15 protein-coding genes and 1 pseudogene are annotated in these 16273 nt (G+C 68.0%); 6 read left to right on the top strand and 10 right to left on the bottom strand.

Going from position 1 to position 16273, the window contains the following annotated elements:
• The 5 genes and pseudogenes from KBY86_RS06495 to KBY86_RS06475 form a co-directional block, all read right to left on the bottom strand.
• Positions 1 to 1695: pseudogene (locus KBY86_RS06495) on the bottom strand (hypothetical protein); the annotation flags it as partial.
• Positions 1696 to 1703: 8 nt separating this feature from the next.
• Positions 1704 to 2576 carry an ABC transporter permease gene (locus tag KBY86_RS06490; protein ID WP_198948194.1) on the bottom strand — a complete coding sequence of 291 codons (873 nt, stop codon included), beginning with the start codon at positions 2574 to 2576 and terminating at the stop codon, positions 1704 to 1706.
• A 40-nt stretch (positions 2577 to 2616) separates the two neighbouring features.
• Positions 2617 to 3636: an ABC transporter ATP-binding protein gene (locus KBY86_RS06485; RefSeq protein WP_255099786.1), complete on the bottom strand. Its 1020-nt coding sequence runs from the start codon at positions 3634 to 3636 to the stop codon at positions 2617 to 2619.
• Positions 3637 to 3711: 75 nt separating this feature from the next.
• Positions 3712 to 4800, bottom strand: coding sequence for a heme o synthase (locus KBY86_RS06480; RefSeq protein ID WP_255140615.1), 1089 nt, complete (start codon positions 4798 to 4800; stop codon positions 3712 to 3714).
• Positions 4793 to 5740, bottom strand: coding sequence for a heme A synthase (locus KBY86_RS06475; RefSeq protein ID WP_233132708.1), 948 nt, complete (start codon positions 5738 to 5740; stop codon positions 4793 to 4795). The genes KBY86_RS06480 and KBY86_RS06475 overlap by 8 nt, the downstream gene beginning before the upstream one ends.
• Positions 5741 to 5926: 186 nt before the next feature.
• Between KBY86_RS06475 and KBY86_RS06470 the strand changes: the two genes are divergently transcribed.
• The 4 genes from KBY86_RS06470 to KBY86_RS06455 all read left to right on the top strand — a co-directional run bounded on the left by KBY86_RS06470 (position 5927) and on the right by KBY86_RS06455 (position 9936).
• A complete protein-coding gene (locus tag KBY86_RS06470) occupies positions 5927 to 6844 on the top strand; it encodes a cytochrome c oxidase subunit II (RefSeq protein ID WP_094510304.1) in 918 nt (305 codons plus the stop codon).
• 134 nt (positions 6845 to 6978) lie between these two features.
• A complete protein-coding gene (gene ctaD, locus KBY86_RS06465) occupies positions 6979 to 8649 on the top strand; it encodes a cytochrome c oxidase subunit I (protein ID WP_094510305.1) in 1671 nt (556 codons plus the stop codon).
• Positions 8650 to 8852: 203 nt separating this feature from the next.
• Entirely contained in the window at positions 8853 to 9467 is a 615-nt protein-coding gene (locus KBY86_RS06460; RefSeq protein WP_399220083.1) for a cytochrome c oxidase subunit 3, read from the top strand.
• 109 nt (positions 9468 to 9576) lie between these two features.
• A complete protein-coding gene (locus KBY86_RS06455; RefSeq protein ID WP_255099782.1) occupies positions 9577 to 9936 on the top strand; it encodes an AbrB family transcriptional regulator in 360 nt (119 codons plus the stop codon).
• A 15-nt stretch (positions 9937 to 9951) separates the two neighbouring features.
• Here the strand turns inward: KBY86_RS06455 and KBY86_RS06450 are convergent, their stop codons facing one another.
• Both KBY86_RS06450 and KBY86_RS06445 read right to left on the bottom strand, forming a co-directional pair.
• Positions 9952 to 10632, bottom strand: a complete 681-nt coding sequence (locus tag KBY86_RS06450; RefSeq protein WP_094510308.1) for a DUF308 domain-containing protein — start codon at positions 10630 to 10632, stop codon at positions 9952 to 9954.
• Between the two features lie 118 nt (positions 10633 to 10750).
• Positions 10751 to 11419, bottom strand: coding sequence for a riboflavin synthase (locus KBY86_RS06445; protein ID WP_255099780.1), 669 nt, complete (start codon positions 11417 to 11419; stop codon positions 10751 to 10753).
• Between the two features lie 54 nt (positions 11420 to 11473).
• Here KBY86_RS06445 and KBY86_RS06440 point away from each other — a divergent pair, with 54 nt between their 5' ends.
• The gene (locus tag KBY86_RS06440; protein ID WP_094510310.1) at positions 11474 to 12091 is read left to right on the top strand and encodes a bifunctional nuclease family protein; all 618 of its coding nucleotides are present in this window, start codon (positions 11474 to 11476) and stop codon (positions 12089 to 12091) included.
• Positions 12092 to 12149: 58 nt separating this feature from the next.
• Positions 12150 to 13211, top strand: a complete 1062-nt coding sequence (locus tag KBY86_RS06435) for an aldo/keto reductase (RefSeq protein ID WP_255140614.1) — start codon at positions 12150 to 12152, stop codon at positions 13209 to 13211.
• A gap of 25 nt (positions 13212 to 13236) precedes the next feature.
• On the opposite strand, the gene KBY86_RS06430 is transcribed toward KBY86_RS06435, so the two are convergent.
• The 3 genes from KBY86_RS06430 to KBY86_RS06420 form a co-directional block, all read right to left on the bottom strand.
• Positions 13237 to 14340, bottom strand: coding sequence for a hypothetical protein (locus KBY86_RS06430; RefSeq protein ID WP_255140612.1), 1104 nt, complete (start codon positions 14338 to 14340; stop codon positions 13237 to 13239).
• A 9-nt stretch (positions 14341 to 14349) separates the two neighbouring features.
• The gene (gene cobT, locus KBY86_RS06425; RefSeq protein ID WP_255140611.1) at positions 14350 to 15498 is read right to left on the bottom strand and encodes a nicotinate mononucleotide-dependent phosphoribosyltransferase CobT; all 1149 of its coding nucleotides are present in this window, start codon (positions 15496 to 15498) and stop codon (positions 14350 to 14352) included.
• Between the two features lie 116 nt (positions 15499 to 15614).
• Positions 15615 to 16268 carry a DUF2232 domain-containing protein gene (locus KBY86_RS06420; RefSeq protein ID WP_255099777.1) on the bottom strand — a complete coding sequence of 218 codons (654 nt, stop codon included), beginning with the start codon at positions 16266 to 16268 and terminating at the stop codon, positions 15615 to 15617.
• Positions 16269 to 16273 lie beyond the last annotated feature (5 nt).

The raw sequence follows: 16273 nt of genomic DNA, 5'->3' as shown, positions 1-16273 counted from the left end.
CAGCGGCGGACGTTGTCCTGTTGGCGAGGTGCTGGCGGGAGCGGAGCCATGGGCCTGGCCGCTGCCCCGGGGCTGGAACGTGTCGCCGAACTGAGCAGGGCCGCGGGCCGCAGAAGTGGTGCTGGTTGAAGCGTTGTCGCTGGCGGAAACTGTCTCGCTGCCTGACTCCGTGTTGCGGTCGCTGTCCATGGTCTGGAAGGTGCTCACCACTTCTTCCACGCAGACGCGGACCAGGTGTTTCACCCGGGCCAGTGGGCGCTGCCAGATCGGAGCCTGCTCGGGTTCGGGGGCTTCCGGCTGTGTGGGGCTGGATTCGGCGGGGAGCGAGGCCACCAGCGCGACAGGTGCCTCAGCACCTTCAGGTTCAGCAGCTGGAGCAACCTCGTGGAGGTCAGCAGCGGGAGCAACGGCCACTGGGTCAGCCGCTGAAACGGCAGCAGTGGTTTCGCCCGACGGGGGCCCGACGGGTTGTGGGACCGTCACCACAGAGTCGGCTCCGAAGCTGAACACCCCTGCCGCCGCAGGCCGAGCCGGGATGAAGGGAGGAACGGCCGTCCCTGGATCAGAGGAGAACTCCGGGACAGGACGTGGCCACTGGGCTAAGCCATCGAGGGCCTGATCCCCCGGGACTGGAGCAGCGGCAGAGAGTGTCTCTGCGCCAGGGTCATCGGTCACGGGCGCGGCGGTGGAAACGCTCGGAGGCGTTTCGTTTGCGGGAGCAACGGCTTCGATGGAACCGTCTTGGCCCACCAGCTCCCTGGCAGCAAGCTGATTGCTGAGCAGGCCTTCGTTGATGGAGCTCTCGGTGGGCGGGATGTCCGTGAGATGGCTCTCAGCGCCCAGCACCGCACCAGCTCCGATCGCGGAGGGCTCGGCGTTGGAGGCCAGATCGTCCGCAGGTGGTTTGGTGCGTGAGGCCGGTTGCTCCGCTGGGTTCTCAACCAGGGGGATTGAAACGGCGGGAGCTTCAAGCCAGGGATCAAAGGCGAGTGGTTGGCCCAGGAATTCAATCGATGCCTGCGCAGGCACGCCGGGCTGAGCAGCTGGCTCTGCGGAAGCGGCACCTTCGCCGGCGATCCCGGGATCACCGCCATCGCTGCTTGCCGGGCTGATCTGAGCCTCCACGCCCGCATTCACGTCAAGGTTGGGAACCGGCTCCGTGCTTGTACTCCCCTCGCAGGGGATGGCGGGCTCAAGGCCAGCAACATCCGCAAAGCTGAGCACCAGCTCTGTCGAAGGTTCCTCAACCTCCTGCGGCTCCGCCTCCAGGGTGATCTCCGCAAAGGAAAATCCCGGCGCCACCTGCACCGATGCAACGCTAGGTGTTGCTACTGCTGCAGACGTCGAATCGGCTGTGGAGGCCGAATCCACCGCTGAGGCCACCACTGGAGCTGCCTCCTCGGAAGCCACTGCCCCTGCAGCCGGCGCAGAAGCAAAGGCACCAGCAGCAGGAACGGCCGTGGCATGCAGGTGGTCGTGCCACCAACCTTTCAGTGAGGCATCGCCGGCAGTGAGCTCCTGCATCAGTGGCGAGAGAGCCTCGACGCCATGGCGGTGCACCCAGCGCAGCGACAGCCAGGCCACTGCTCCCTCATCCCTGCGGTCGAGGGCACCCTTCAGCACCAGGCGCTCGGAGAGCCGTTTCTGCTGGGGTCGGGGCAGCACGGGCGCAGGCAGGGAAGGGGACGGGGTCACAGCGGGGCTCAGCTGAGTTTGCGATCCAGCAGCGGCCGGATCAGAAGGAACAATCCGATGGCCAGCAGAGCCAGCACGCCCAGACAGGTGGCACCGGTGAGCTCCCCGTAAGGAGCGATCAGCACCACGTCGCCGAGGGAGGGGTGGCCGGCATAGGCCGCACGAATGGGTTCAATCGCGAAGGTAAGGGGATTCAGGGCGGCAAGCCAGCCCAGCCAGGTGGGCATGAAGGAAATCGGGGCCAGGGCCGTGCTGGCGAACAGCAGGGGCAGGTTGGCCACGAAGATCACCGCGATCAGCTCGATGTGGCCGGGCAGCGCGAAAGCCAGCCCCAGACTCATGGCCGTGACGGCGAACACCAGCAGCACCAGGGTGACCAGCACCAGCGCCAGCCCGGCGGTGCCGGGCCAGCCATAACCGAGCAAGGCTGCGGTGCCCATGATCGCCAGGCTCTGAACCAGGCTCAGGCTGGTGATGTAGAGCACCGAGGCCAGCACGATCGAGCTACGGGAGCGCAGCGGTGCCACCAGCAGCCGGTTGAGGAAGCCGAATTCCCGATCGAACATCACCGGCAGGCCGGCATTGAGAGCGGCGCTGAACGCCGTGAACACGATCACCCCCGCACCGAGAAAGCGTCCGTAGCTCATGCCATCGGGCAGCAGACCTTCCGGCGCCTTGGCGAAGAGGGCCCCAAACAGCACCAGCCAGATGAGCGGCTGCAGCACGCCGGCCACCAGCGTGGTGGGCCGTCGGGCCAGTTGGAGGAACAGCCTGCGGGTGAGCGCCAGGGTTTCCTGCGTCACGTCGGCCAGGGCGGAACGGTTGGCCGCCGGTAGGGCCGGCAGGGGCGGCTGGGTGGGGAGGGTGGAGGCGCTGGTCATGGCCGAAGGGTGTCGGAGGGTGGGACGAGGGGGTGGCGGGTCAGCGCATGGCCTGTTTGCGCTCGGCTTTGGCATCCCTGCTGCCGGCGACCGCCAGCTCTGCGTCCATCAGGGTGCGGCCGGTGGCCTGCAGATACACATCATCAAGACTGGCCTGGCTCTGGGCCAGCGAGAAGACGGGCAGTTCGGCGGCCTCCAGCTGGCGGCGCAACTGCTCGATCACGGCCTGGTGTTCCACCACCAGGTTCAGCGAGTGGCCCTGGGCCCGGTTCACCACCACCTGCCGCACGCCGGGACAGGCCTGAAGCAGCTCACTGACGTGGCCGGCTTCGTTCTCGTCGCTGAATTCACGCACGCGCAGGGTGACCCGGTCGCCGCCCAGGGCCTCCTTGAGCGAGCTGGGGCTGCCTTCGGCGATCACGCGGCCGCCGTCGATGATGGCGAGACGATCGGCGAGCGCATCCACTTCCTCCAGGTAGTGGCTGCTCAGCAGCACGGTGGTGCCGGCCTGACGCAGCTCACGCAGCACCTGCCAGATGGCAGCGCGGCTTTCGATGTCAAGGCCCACCGTGGGTTCGTCGAGCACGAGCAGCTCGGGGCTGTGCAGCAGGCCGCAGGCCAGATCGAGGCGTCGACGCATCCCGCCGGAGTAGGAGCCGCAGCGCCGGTCGATCCAGTCGCCCATGCCCATGCGCTCCACCAGTTCCTCGATGCGAGGAGCGAGCAGGCGGGCGGGCTGGTGGTAAAGCGCCCCCTGCAGCTGGAGCAGCTCCCGGCCGGTGAGGATCTTGTCGATCGCCACCTCCTGGGCGACGTAGCCCAGCAGTTCCCGCACCTGGCGCGGTTCCTTGAGCGCGTCGTGGCCCGCCACGATCACCCTGCCGCTGTCGGGGGCCAGCAGGGTGCACAGAATGCGCAGGGCGGTGGTCTTGCCGGCTCCGTTCGGACCGAGCAAGCCGTAGAGGCACCCCCGCGGCACACTCAGATCGAGCGACTGGAGGGCCTCCACCGGGCCATAGCGTTTGGTGAGTTGCTGCAGCTCAATCACCGCGTCTGGCACCGCTGAGCAGGCTTGCGCCCGTTGGAAAGGAGAACCAATCTAGAAAGGAGCCCCATCAAGCGGCTCTGGTGAGGATCAGCGGCTGCCTACAACATTCAGGAGCGGAAAGCCGCTCAGCTGGGGAAATCCCAGGGGTGCGAACCCGCTCAGACCGTTGAACACAGGCAGCCCGTCAATACCGGTCGCCCAGCCGATCAGGTCACCGGCCTGATGAGAGAAGGCAGCCGCAGCTGGTAGCCGGCAGATCAGCAGCAGCAGGCAGATCCCGAACAAGTAAAGGATCGACCAACGGAACAGGCCCTTGGCCCGCACAGGGTCGTCGGGTGAGGCTGCCAGGGACCGGCCCATCTGCAACAGGCGGCTGTTGAAGGGCAGCAGCAGCAGGCCATAGAGCAGCCCTCCACTGGGCAGGGCCACGACGCCGAGGGCACTCACCAGCACCGTGGCGCGGGCGTAGTGCACGATCGCTTCAGCGGTGACCTGGGAGCCCTTGACCACCGGCAGCATCGGGATGCCCACCGAGCGGTAGTCCTCGCGCAGCAGCAGGGCCAGGGCCCAGAAATGCGCGGGGGTCCAGAGCATCACCAGGCTGAACAGCCACCAGCTGCTCAGGCCCAGGTGGCCGGTGGCGGCCGCGGCGCCCACCAGGGGAGGGATGGCCCCGGCCACGCCGCCGATCACGATGTTCTGGGAGGTGCGCGGCTTGAGCAGGGCGGTATAGAGCAGCACATAGCTGCAGAGACCCAGCAGGGAGAGCCCGGCGGCCAGGCAGTTCACGCCGCTCACCAGCAGGGCGGCCGCCACGCACGTGAGCGAGACAGCCACCGAGAAGGCAGTGGCGGGAGAGAGGCGGCCGGAGGGCAGGGCCCGGCCGCTGGTCCGGACCATGCGGCCATCGAGATCCTGCTCCCAGAGGCAATTGAGAACGCCGGCAGCGGCAGCGGCCAGGGCACCACCGCCCAGCGTGCAGGCCAGGCGCGGGGCCGGCAGCGGCCAACCTTCCGACAGGGCCATGCCGCCGAGGGTTGTGGCCAGCAGCAGCGGGATCAGCCGCGGCTTGGCGATCTCCAGCCAGGCCGGCAGTTTGACCTTGGCGCGGGAGGGAACGGCCTCGCTGCGGGGGAGCGTGGGGGAGGCGCCGCTCCCTGCGGTGGCGCTAACCATGACAACTCTCCAGGGTGGAAGAACGAAGCGGTTGGACCGCCGCAGGCTGGGCTGGGGCCAGGCTCCAGTTGCGCACCGCCAGGGCAGTGAGCAGACCCAGCAGCAGGGCGGCCGTGATCTGGTGCCCGACCGTGATGAGCGGGACGGCCAGCGACAGACGCAGGGTGAGCACCCCGAGCATCACCTGCACAACGACAAGCAGAACCCCACCGAGGGCAAAGGGCCAGCTGCGCCGGCGGGTGGCAGGCGTGAGCAGGGTGACGCTGCAGCAAAGCACCACCACCAGTGCCACCGGCGCCGCCAGCTGGCGGTGGGTGGCCAGGAGGCTGCAGGCTTCGCCGCTGCTAAGGCAACGGCCTGAGGCCCACTGGGTGGCCATGAGCGCTCCGGAAATCGCCTGAGCAAACACCGCCAGAGCGGCCATCGCCGTGGCCGCACCTGCAGCGCGGACGAAGAGGAGAGCAGGAGGGGTGACGGCTGTGCCGACCGTGGTGGTGTTGGCCCCCGGGAAGGAGGGCTGGGGGATCAGGCCCTGGTGGACGCCGCTGAGCAGGGCCACCAGCACCAGGGCGGTGCCGAGATGGGCCGTCACCACATCGAATCGAAGCAACTGGGTGACGGTGAGGGCGCCCAGCAGGCCCTGAACGGCAACCAGCAGCAGCGCGGCGCCGCTGGCCCAGGGAAGCCACACCGGCAGCGCCAGGCGCCGCAGCACGCTCCAGCCAGCGAGCACCAGCAGAGCCATCCCCACCAGAAAGGCATCAAGGCGGTGAAACCACTCCAGAAACACCTGGAGGTTCATGCGTCCGCCCGGCAGAAAGCTGCCATAACAAAGTGGCCAGTCAGGGCAGGCCAAACCGGCCTCCATCACCCTGGTGGCGCCTCCGATCGCCACCAGGGCCACCAGGGCTACGACCAGGTGAGAAGTGAGAAAGAGCAAACTTCGCCTCATGGCGATCAAGTTAGCCATCACTTCTGAAGCTTCGAGACCCGGTGTGGTGGAGTCGCAACAGTGGGGGTCTGTGTTGAATTCCTGACGCCTCATTGCGTTTGTTTCGCTGTTCTCACGTTGGTCAAGCGCCCCTGTGGCGGCTCCCCATAGGGTGGTGAAAGCCTGGCTTGCTCCGTGCCGATTCCTTCAACCATCGTCACCCTGGTGGTGGGGATGCTGCTTGTCCTCGTTGGCCTCTGGGTTGGTCAGAACGTCAACCTGCTGCCGGTTGCCGCCAGCTCCAACGCCCCCCTCTACGACCAGCTCTTTACCGTGCTGTTCGTGATTGGAACCATACTTTTCCTCGGTATTCTCGGGCTACTTCTGTATAGCTTGATTCGTTTTCGCCGCAAGGACGGCGATCTCGGCGATGGGGTCGCGGTGGAAGGAAATCTCCAGCTTGAGATCTTCTGGACGGCCGTTCCCGCCGTGGTGGTCCTGTTTGTGGGCATCTACAGCTACGACATCTATGACCGCATGGGCGGGATGATTCCTCTCAGCGACCCCCACGCCATGCACAGCGGCATGGCGATGCAAACCGCCTCGCCTGCCTCCAGCGATCCGATGCCACCGGGCATGGTGATGGCGGCGAACCTGCCTTCTGCGGCAGAAGGCGTGGAGGCTCGCACCTGGGGCGGCATCGGTGGTTCGCCCGGCAGCAGCAGCGGCGCCTTGCCCGTTGACGTCACCGCCCTTCAGTTCGCCTTTCTGTTCCACTATCCCCAGGGTGATTTCATCAGCGGCGAGCTGCATGTGAAAGAGGGGCAACAGGTGGAGTTACGCATGGAGGCCCGTGATGTGATCCATGCCTTCTGGGTCCCGGAATTCCGCCTCAAGCAGGACGTGATTCCAGGCCAACCCACGATCCTCACCTTCACGCCTACCCGCGCCGGCAGCTATCCGATCGTGTGCGCCGAGTTGTGCGGCCCTTATCACGGCGGCATGCGCTCCACCGTGGTGGTGCATGAGCCCGATGCCTTCGACGCCTGGCTGGATCAGAACCGTCCTGCCACCGTGGCCAGTGCCGTGCCGGGGCCATCGGCGACCGGTTGAGAGCTGGCGCCACCCCGGTTCCGTCCCCACGCTTCCGGCTCCTCCCTTTCCCTGCTGACGCTCACTCCCCCTTCTTTCTGGCTTCTCCCCAGCTCACCAGTCTTCCGCTCCCCCTCCACGCGCTCCCCCGTCCGATGACCCTGGCCCTGCCGCCCACCACCAGCTCAGCTCCGCCGAGCCTCCAGCCCGAGGGTTGGCTTCGGTATCTGAGTTTCAGCCTGGATCACAAGGTGATCGGTCTCCAGTACCTGGTCACTGGATTCCTCTTCTATTTCATCGGCGGCGCCCTGGCCGGCATGATCCGCATTGAGCTGGTCAGTCCGATGTCGGACTTTCTGCAGCGGGACACTTACAACGAGGTGCTCACCCTGCACGGCACGGTGATGATCTTCCTCTGGATCGTGCCTGTCGTGAACGGGGCCTTCGGCAATTACCTCATCCCCTTTTATGTGGGCGCCAGGGACATGGCCTTCCCTCGGCTCAACGCGGTGGCCTTCTGGTTGATCCCCCCCGCGGGCATCCTGCTGATCGCCAGCTACTTCATTGCCGGCGCCTCCCAATCAGGTTGGACGGCTTATCCACCCCTGAGCCTCACCACTCCGGCAGCCGGGCAGGTGGTGTGGATTCTGAGTGTGCTGTTGCTGGGGGGCAGCTCAATCTTCGGCGGCATCAACTTCATTGCCACCGTGCTGAAGATGCGCCGGCCAGGCCTGAAGATGATGCAGCTGCCGATGTACTGCTGGGCCATGCTTGGCACCAGCTTTCTGGTGGTGCTGGCCACGCCGGTGCTGGCCGGAACGTTGGTGCTCCTCAGCTTCGACATCCTCGCCCACACTGGCTTCTTCAATCCCGCCCTAGGCGGCAATGCGGTGGTGTACCAGCATCTCTTCTGGTTCTATTCACACCCGGCCGTTTACATCATGGTGCTGCCGGCTTTTGGCCTGGTCAGTGAGATTCTGCCGGTTCATGCCCGCAAGCCCCTGTTCGGCTACACCACCATGGTGTATTCGATCCTCGGCATCGTGTTTCTTGGGCTGATCGTGTGGGCTCACCACATGTTCACCAGTGCAACACCGCCGTGGATGCGCCTGTTCTTCACGATCGCCACGGCCTTCATCGCCGTGCCAACCGGCATCAAGTTTTTCAACTGGCTGGCCACCCTGTGGGGCGGCAAGATCGCCCTCAACAGCGCCATGCTGTTCTCCTGTGCCTTCATCGTTCACTTCGTGTTCGGGGGCATCACCGGGGTGGCCCTGGCCCAGGTTCCCTTTGATATCCACGTCCACGACACCTACTTCGTGGTGGCCCACTTCCATTACATCGTCTATGGCGGCACGGTGTTCGTGGTGTTTGCCTCTCTCTACCACTGGTATCCGAAGTTCACTGGCCGCATGCTCAATGAAGATCTGGGCCGGCTGCATTTCCTGCTCACCTTCGTGGGCTTCAACCTCTGTTTTGCGCCCCAGCACTGGCTGGGCCTGAACGGCATGCCCCGACGGGTCGCTGAATACGACCCCCAGTTCACCCTCGTGAATCAGATCAGCAGTGTGGGGGCTCTGCTGATGGCGATCAGCACCCTCCCCCTGCTGATCAACGTGATCTGGAGCGCCTTCCGTGGTCCCGTGGCCGGCGACAACCCCTGGAACGCACTCACCCCCGAGTGGCTCACCAGCTCGCCGCCGCCGGTGGAGAACTGGAAGGGTCCGGCCCCCCTTGTCACCCACCCCTACGGCTATGGCGTTCCCGAAGGGCAGATTGATCTGAAGGGAGCGTCCGGCAGGGAACTCTGGACCTCAGGCAGCTGATGGATGACCAGTTCACGCTTCTGCCGCACAGGACCGGCCCGCCATCCTCCGGCTCACGTTCATCCCGGTCACCGGTGGCTGTAGCCCTCACCGACCAGGTGCCTTTGATCCCCAGCCCGCCTCCGCTTCACTGATCTCCAGCTGCTCATCTCCGTTTTTCCCCTCCCATCCGTTCCGGCCACCGCCCCCACGCCTTTTCCCCGATGACCATCCTCTCCCCCAGCACCGATTCGCTGCCGGCTGTTGCTGGAGCTGCAGCACCGGTTCTTGAAGAGGGGCACGGCGATTACCGCATGTTCGGGCTGGCCACCTTCCTGCTGGCCGATGGCATGACCTTCGCCGGCTTCTTCGCCGCTTATCTCACCTTTCGGGCTGTCAATCCGCTGCCGGCCGGTGCGGTGTATGAGCTGGAGCTGATCCTGCCCACGATCAACACCGCCCTGCTGGTGCTGAGCAGCTTCACCTTCCACCGCGCGGCCTCCGAGCTGAAGCAGGAGCGCATGGGCCGCTGTCGCTGGTGGCTGCTGGTGACGGCGAGCCTGGGCTTCGCCTTTCTCGGCGGGCAGATGGTGGAGTATTTCTCCCTGCCTTTCGGCCTCACCGACAACCTCTACGCCAGCACCTTCTACGCGCTCACCGGGTTTCACGGCCTGCACGTGTGTCTGGGGGCCCTGATGATCATGATTGTTTGGTGGCAGGCGCGGCAGCCCGGCCGCTTCACCCCCAGCGAGCACTTCGGCCTGGCGGCTGCGGAGCTCTACTGGCATTTCGTCGACGTGATCTGGTTGATTCTCTTCGGAATTCTCTATCTGCTGTAATCGGCCCTTGCCGGATCACCAATCCAATCGGCAGAATTGTTGTCTGTCAGGCCCGTTCATCTTGAACTATCAAGTCACGCCGAGCCTCAGCTCCAACGGCAGACCCCCCATGCTGGTTGGCGATGCTCTGCTCGAGAAGGCCCGTTCGCTCAGCAGCCGCTCCGAAGACGAGATCGCCCGTGGCTGCGGCTATGTCTCCCCTGCCGGCCGTTTGCTGAAGAAGAGCTTCTACAAGGCCCTGGTGGATGCGAAGGGCTACAGAATGTCCAGTGATTCCGCTGCCCAGGCGGCCGCCAGAGGGCGACAGGCCGAGTTCCGCACCCGCGTGCATGGCAACGGCAACCTGCTGATCGGCAACGCCTACACCCGCCGCATGGGGCTCACCCCAGGGCAGGAATTCAGGATCCAGATCCATCAGGAAACCGGCTCCATCTGGCTGTTGCCACTGCAGGAGGAGGCCTCGGCCTGAGCCGCGCGCTTGGCTTCAGGATTCCTGACCGTCTGCAGGCCTGCCATCGGCAGGCTTTCCGTCTGCGGGATGGCCATCCGCAGGCTGGGCGTGAAAGCTGGTGCTGAAGCCGATCAGATCGATGCCGCTGAACAGGAAGCTCACTCCCACCAGCACACCGATCACCGACAGCTGATTCCAGAACTTCATCGTCAGAATCAGCACGCCGAGCAGCAGGGTGACGGCCCCATTGGCCAGGCCCCAACCCCAGCCGCGGGCAGCCCGGTGCGCCAGTGCCACCAGGATCGCCACCAGGCCTTCGATCACGAACACCACGCCGATCGCCAGCGCAAAGGCCGCCACCTGGGCGGCGGCACTGGGAAAACCGGCGCGGAACTGCAGGATCATCCAGGCGCCCGTCACCACGAACAGGGTGGACACCACCAGCCGCCAGAAGGTGTGCGAGCGGCTCAGGTGTGGCGACCGGGCCAGGTTGTCGATCCAGCTCACGATTCCCCCCACCAGGAAGGCCACCGCCACGATCGCGGTGACCCACAAGGAGGCCACCACTGGAAAGATCAGCGCCAGCACCCCCAGCACGATCATCAGCACCCCTTCCGCCAGCGTGAAGCTGCGCAGCGCGGCGATGCGGCGGGGGTCGAACCGGGGCGTCAGGCCCCCAGGCGCTTCAGCAGCGGCTGTGTCTTGAGGCGCCATGGCTCGCAAGGGCGTGCGGGGAGAACCGAGCCGCCGCCCTCGGCGCGGTCTCTTCAACCCTAGGCCGGGTTCCCAGGGCAGGCCGCGGCGGGGGAGCCCGATGAAGGCGGTGGCGGAGTCAGCCCCAGCCGTGCTGCGCCAGCCAGTCGCGCTCCAGCTGAGGGCTGTGGTCAGCCGTGGCGGCGGGGGACGCTGCGCCGGCCGCCAGCAGCCGCTCGGTGTACTTGGCGAGCAGGTCGGCTTCCAGGTTCACCCGGTCCCCCACCCGCCGAAGCTTCAAGGTGGTGACCTCCCAGGTGTGGGGAATCACCGCCATCCAGAAGCGTTCCCCCTGGGGGCTGCAGCCCGCCACGGTGAGGCTGATGCCATCGATGCCCACACTCGCCTTGTCGCAGACATAGCGGCCGTAGCTGGGATCCAGCCAGCGCAGCTCCAGTCGCCAGGACTCCCCCTGTCGGGCCACGCCCACCACCTCGCCCTGGCCGTCCACATGGCCGCTCACCAGGTGACCGCCGAGCCGGTCGCTCAGCCGCAGGGCCGGCTCCAGATTCACGGCCGCGCCCACCGCCGCCTTGGCCGCCAGGGTGCTGCGGCTCAGGGTCTCGTCGCTGACGTCGGCGCGAAAGCTGCGGCCGTCGGGGTGCAGCTCGGAGATCGTCAGGCACACCCCATCGACCGCGATGCTGTCGCCGAGGGCCAGGGGCTGCAGGTGCTCCACGCCTTCCACCAGCACCCCCCGGGGGTGACGCCTGAGCTGCCCCACGGCCCGGACCAGACCGGTGAACATTCGCGGTCTCGCAGGCCTGGCCATAATCGGATATCGGGCGTGCGTGGCACAACCATGGTGGAAATGTGTGTGGCCGGGATCGCCCTGGACGCGGCCAGCCGGAGTCCGATCGTGTTGCTCAGGGACCCGAACGGCCGGCGTCAGGTGCCGATCTGGATCGACCAATCCCAGGCCCAGAACATCCTGGCCGGCATGGGTGATCAGCAACCGCCCCGCCCGCTCAGCCATGACCTGATGGCCAACCTGATGGCGGTGGGAGGCGTGCAGCTGGAGCGGGTGATCATCCACACGATCGAAGACAACACCTTCCGGGCTGTGTTGAAGCTCACCGACAACGAAGGAGAGCCCAGTGAGCTGGATTGCCGGCCCAGTGATGCCATCGCCCTGGCACTGCGGACCGGCAGCGGCATCTGGATGCTGGAGGAGGTGGTGGCCGAAGCCTCGATCCCCGTGGATGCCGAAGCCGACGCCGAGGACCAGGAGGATTTCCGCCGCTTCCTGGATCAGGTGAGCCCGGCGGAGCTGATCCGCAACGTGCGCCGTGCCCAGCAGGAGGGCTATGGCGAAAGCGGCGGTGGCACCGACCCCCCTCCGACCGTTCCAGGCATGGGGCCGGCCGGCCCCGCAGGCAGCGGACCCAAGCCCAGCGGGCCTGACGGTGTTCCCGGCTGAAGCCTGCCGCCGCCCCTTCGGACGGGGCTCGGCCGTTTCGCTGTTCACCCTCGGCACCATGCGCGCGGTCGATTCGGCCGCCCAGATGGGCGCTGTGGTGGAAGCGGCTCTGGCGGCGGGCATCAACCACCTGGAAACCGCGCCCGCCTACGGCCCGGCGGAGGCCCACCTGGGTGCCGCCCTGCGGCAGCTCGCCATCCCGAGAGAGCGGCTGCTGCTCACCAGCAAGCTGTTGCCGGGGGTGGATCTGGCCACCGGCCAGGCCCAGCTGCAGTCCTCCCTGCAGCGGCTGGGACTGGCCCGCCTCGACAACCTGGCGGTGCACGGCCTCAACCGGCCGGAGCATCTCGAGTGGGCCCTGCAGGGGGACGGGGCCGCCCTGCTCCGCTGGGCGCAGGCCGAAGGGCTGGTGGGGCAGGTGGGGTTCAGCAGCCACGGCAGCACAGATCTGATCGAGCGGGCCCTGGCCAGTGGCCGTTTCGGCTTCTGCAGCCTGCATCTGCATCTGTTCGATCAGGAGCGCCTGCCCCTGGCCCGCCAGGCCCTCGCCGCCGGCATTGGCGTGATGGCAATCTCCCCCGCCGACAAAGGGGGGCGGCTGTACGACCCACCCCCCGAACTGGTGGAGGATTGCGCGCCCTTCACGCCCTTGCAGCTCGCCTATCGCTTTCTGCTGGACGCAGGCGTGTCCACGCTCACCCTCGGCGCCGCCCGGCCGGAGGATCTCGCTTGGGCCGTGGCCCTGGCCGGCGCCGATGGGCCGCTCAGCGCAGTGGAGAAGCAGGCGCTGGCGCGGCTGGCGGAGGCGGGCCGGCGCCGCCTGGGGGCGGGGGCCTGCGGCCAGTGCCGCGCCTGCCTGCCCTGCCCGAGCGGGGTGCCGATTCCGGCGCTGCTGCGCCTGCGCAACCTGGCTCTCGGTCATGGCATGACCCCCTTCGCCAGCGAGCGCTACAACCTGATCGGCAGGGCCGGTCACTGGTGGGAGGCGCTTGATGCCTCCGCCTGCCAGCAGTGCGGCGCCTGCCTGCCCCGCTGCCCCCACGGCCTGCCGATCCCGGACCTGCTGGCGGCCACCCATCAACTCCTCGCCGCGCCACCACGGCGGCGGCTGTGGGGCTGAAGGGCAGGGGGGTGGGCCTGCCGGCTCAGGCGGCGGCGTCCCAGAGGCCCTGATACCGCTGCCGTTCGCTGCTGCTCAGCGGCGGCAGGGTGGTGCAACGCGCAAGCACGGCATCGTCGGGGTAGAGCAGGCGCGCCACATGGTCGGGCCATGGCTCCAGGGCCGCCTGCAGCAGCTGGCGCTTCACCGGCGGCACCCAGCCTGCCGCCAGCAGGCGATCGAGGGTGGGCCGCTCCATGCCGCGGGCGATCCAGGCCAGCGGTGCCGGTTCGCGGCTGCGGCGCGGCCGCAGCAGCAGGTTCCACCAGAGCGGTGAGCCGCTGGCCGGCAACAGGGCGGTGAGCCTGGCATCGCTGCGCAACAGCGGCAGCACCCGCTGGCTGGGCAATACGGCCGCCTCGGCATCGCCGCTCAGCAGAAGGTTCAGGCCGTTCTTTTCGTCGAAGGCGAGGGCCTGCTCCCTCAGGCGCTTGAGCTGGCCGGGCAACGCCGCCGCTGCCAGGCGATCAACGCCGGCGGCAGTGGCGCCGGGGCTGAGGGTGCGCAGCGCCAGCTCGATCACGACGCGGGGGCTGGAGGGAAGCACGAGCTGACGGCGCAGGCTCGGATCAAGCAGCAGGTTCCAGCCCTCTGCGCTGCGGCGGCTGAGGTCGGTGCGGTTGCGCAGCACCAGCACCCAGGTGCCGAAGGCCCACGGATAGGCGATCGGCGCCGCTGCCGCCGCTGCGGCGGAGTCTTCGGGCGCCGCCACAGGATTCCGGAACCCATCGCGCACCGCCGCGCTGAACGGAGCCAGCTGCTCGAACAGGGCAGTAGCGGTGCTGCTGGCGCTGAACGGCTGCAGGGCGTCAGCTTTCAGGGCGCCGAGCCAGCCATCGGAGAGCTGCAGCAGATCGGCATCGCTGTGCTGCGCGAGCACCGCCTCGGGGCCCTCCAGCGCCTTGCCTCGCCACGGGGAGGGAAGCTGCTTGCCCAAGGCGGCGGGCAGCTGGCCGCGGCTGTACAGGAGGGTGGGGGAAGAGGAAGCGCCACGGGCGCAACCCGCCAGCCAGCCGCTGCCGACCAGAACGCCGGCCTGCAGCAGGTGGCGGCGGCTGAAGCGGGCGGGAAGGGGAGGGCGTTCCTGCATGGTTGGACCCTAGAGGGAGGCGATCAGGCGCTCCTGGGCCCGGTCGCAGTCGGCAGCCAGGTCGCCGGGGCTGCGGCCGCTCCACTCCCACAGCAGCGCCAGGCCGCCGGCGCCCACCCCCTCCTTGACATAACCGCGCTCGTAGTCCTGCAGGGCCGGGCTGCGGCAGTTGCTGAAGCACAGCTCCGTGGCGAAGCTGGCCGGTGCCGCCACTTGCCAGCGGTCTGCCACGCGCTGCAGCAGCAGCGCCAGATCGCTGCTGGGCTCCCGCGCCACCCAGCCGGTGGTGCCCAGGGCCGCTGCCGCCACCAACCGGCCCCGCAGCGGCGCATCGGCCAGGGCCAGCGCCAGGGCCAGCACCGCCGCCATCTGGCTGCCACCAGCCAGCAGCACCGGCCAGTGCCCTTCGGCTGCCGCCAGCAGCACCCCCGCCGCCAGCGGTTGCATCGGATCCCCCACCGCCGCCACCACCTTTACGGGATCCAGGTCCGCAGCGCCGGCACCGGCCAGGCCCGCTGCCCGCAGCCCCTGGTCCACCAGGGCCGCCTTGAGGTCGTGGGCGGGGCTGCGCAGGCTGCCGCTCACCAGCCCGCCGGCTGCCACGCCCAGACCGGTGAGCACCGCCTGGGCGGTGCTGGTGCCGCCCGGGACGCATTCGGCCAGCACCAGCGGCGGGAGCTGCGGGGCCGCCCGCCAACGCTCCTGCCAGCTCTGCGCCCAGCGGCGCCCCCGCGCCAGCAGTGCCCGCACCCGCTCTTCGCCCATGGCACGGCCGCTGCTGAGGCAGAGCGCCGGCTGCTGCCCCAGGCGGATGTGGGGCACCGCCGGTGCCACTGGACAGCCCAGGTCGACCACCAGGGGCGTGAGCTGCAGCCCCTGCATCACCACATGGGAGATCAACGCCGGACTGACGCCCGCCGGCAGGGGGGGCAGGGCATGGGGCCGGGCTGTGCCAGGGCCCAGCAGCAGCAGCTCAGCATCGGCGGCGGCCGTGCGGCGACGGGAGTCCGGGGTGGCGCCGGCTGCGGAGATGCCCGGCACGGCGGCGGTGTCGGTGCCGGCCAGCAGCAGCAGCACCAGCGCGTCCTGCCAGCCGGCGGTCATCTGCATGGTCCAGCGATCGGCTTGAGCAGCGTCGCCCGTCAGCTGCAGCACCATGGGCCTCCAGGCAAGGGCCTCAACACCATGGGCCTCCAGGTAAGCGCCTCACTGCAGGCCTGCAGGCCGCTGTCTCAGCCCGGGCCTGCTGGCACGCGCATGGGTCGCCCACCAGCTCAGAGAGGGTCAAGGGCCACCAGGGCCCGCAGGGCTTCGGGCGGTTCGGGGATCGGCGCCTGCAACCGGGGAAAGATCCAGTAGGCCACCGCGTGCAAGGCCAGCACGTAGATCAGGTTCTGAACCACCACCAACCCCAGGGCCAAGGCCTGCACCTGCAGCAGGTCGGGGCCACCACCCAGGTTCAGCAGGGCGCTGATGCGCTCCAGCAGCCCGGCGGCGGCGGCCGTGATCAACACCCACAGGTTTTCGCCCACCAGCACCGACAGCACCGTGACCCGCACCAGGAAGCCGCCCGCACCGATCACCAGCCCCACGCCCCAGGTGAGCCACCAGCTCCAGTTGCTCCGCCAACCCCAGCCGAGCCAGAGTGCCAGCGCTCCGTAGGGGAAGAGCACCAGCGGCCCGCGGATCGGGCCCATCAAAGCCACCAGCAGCAGGGAGGCCACCACCATCCCTTCCCAGCCGCAGCGCCAGCCCTGGCGGAGCAGCAGCAGGGCGATCGGCAGGGGGAGAGCCAGGCGGAACAGGGCGCCCCCCACCGGCAGGTAATAGAGGCCTGCCCAGAGCAGGGCGGTGGCGGCAGCCATGTAGGCGGTTTCCACCAGCTGAAGGGCCTGGCGCCGACTGAGGCGGTGGGGGGAAGGGGGCATGGCGG

Origin of the sequence: Synechococcus sp. Lug-A (genome assembly GCF_024345655.1) — a bacterium.
In the GTDB taxonomy this organism is placed as follows: Bacteria; Cyanobacteriota; Cyanobacteriia; order PCC-6307; family Cyanobiaceae; genus MW101C3.
This window is presented reverse-complemented; position numbering and strand designations above follow the sequence as displayed.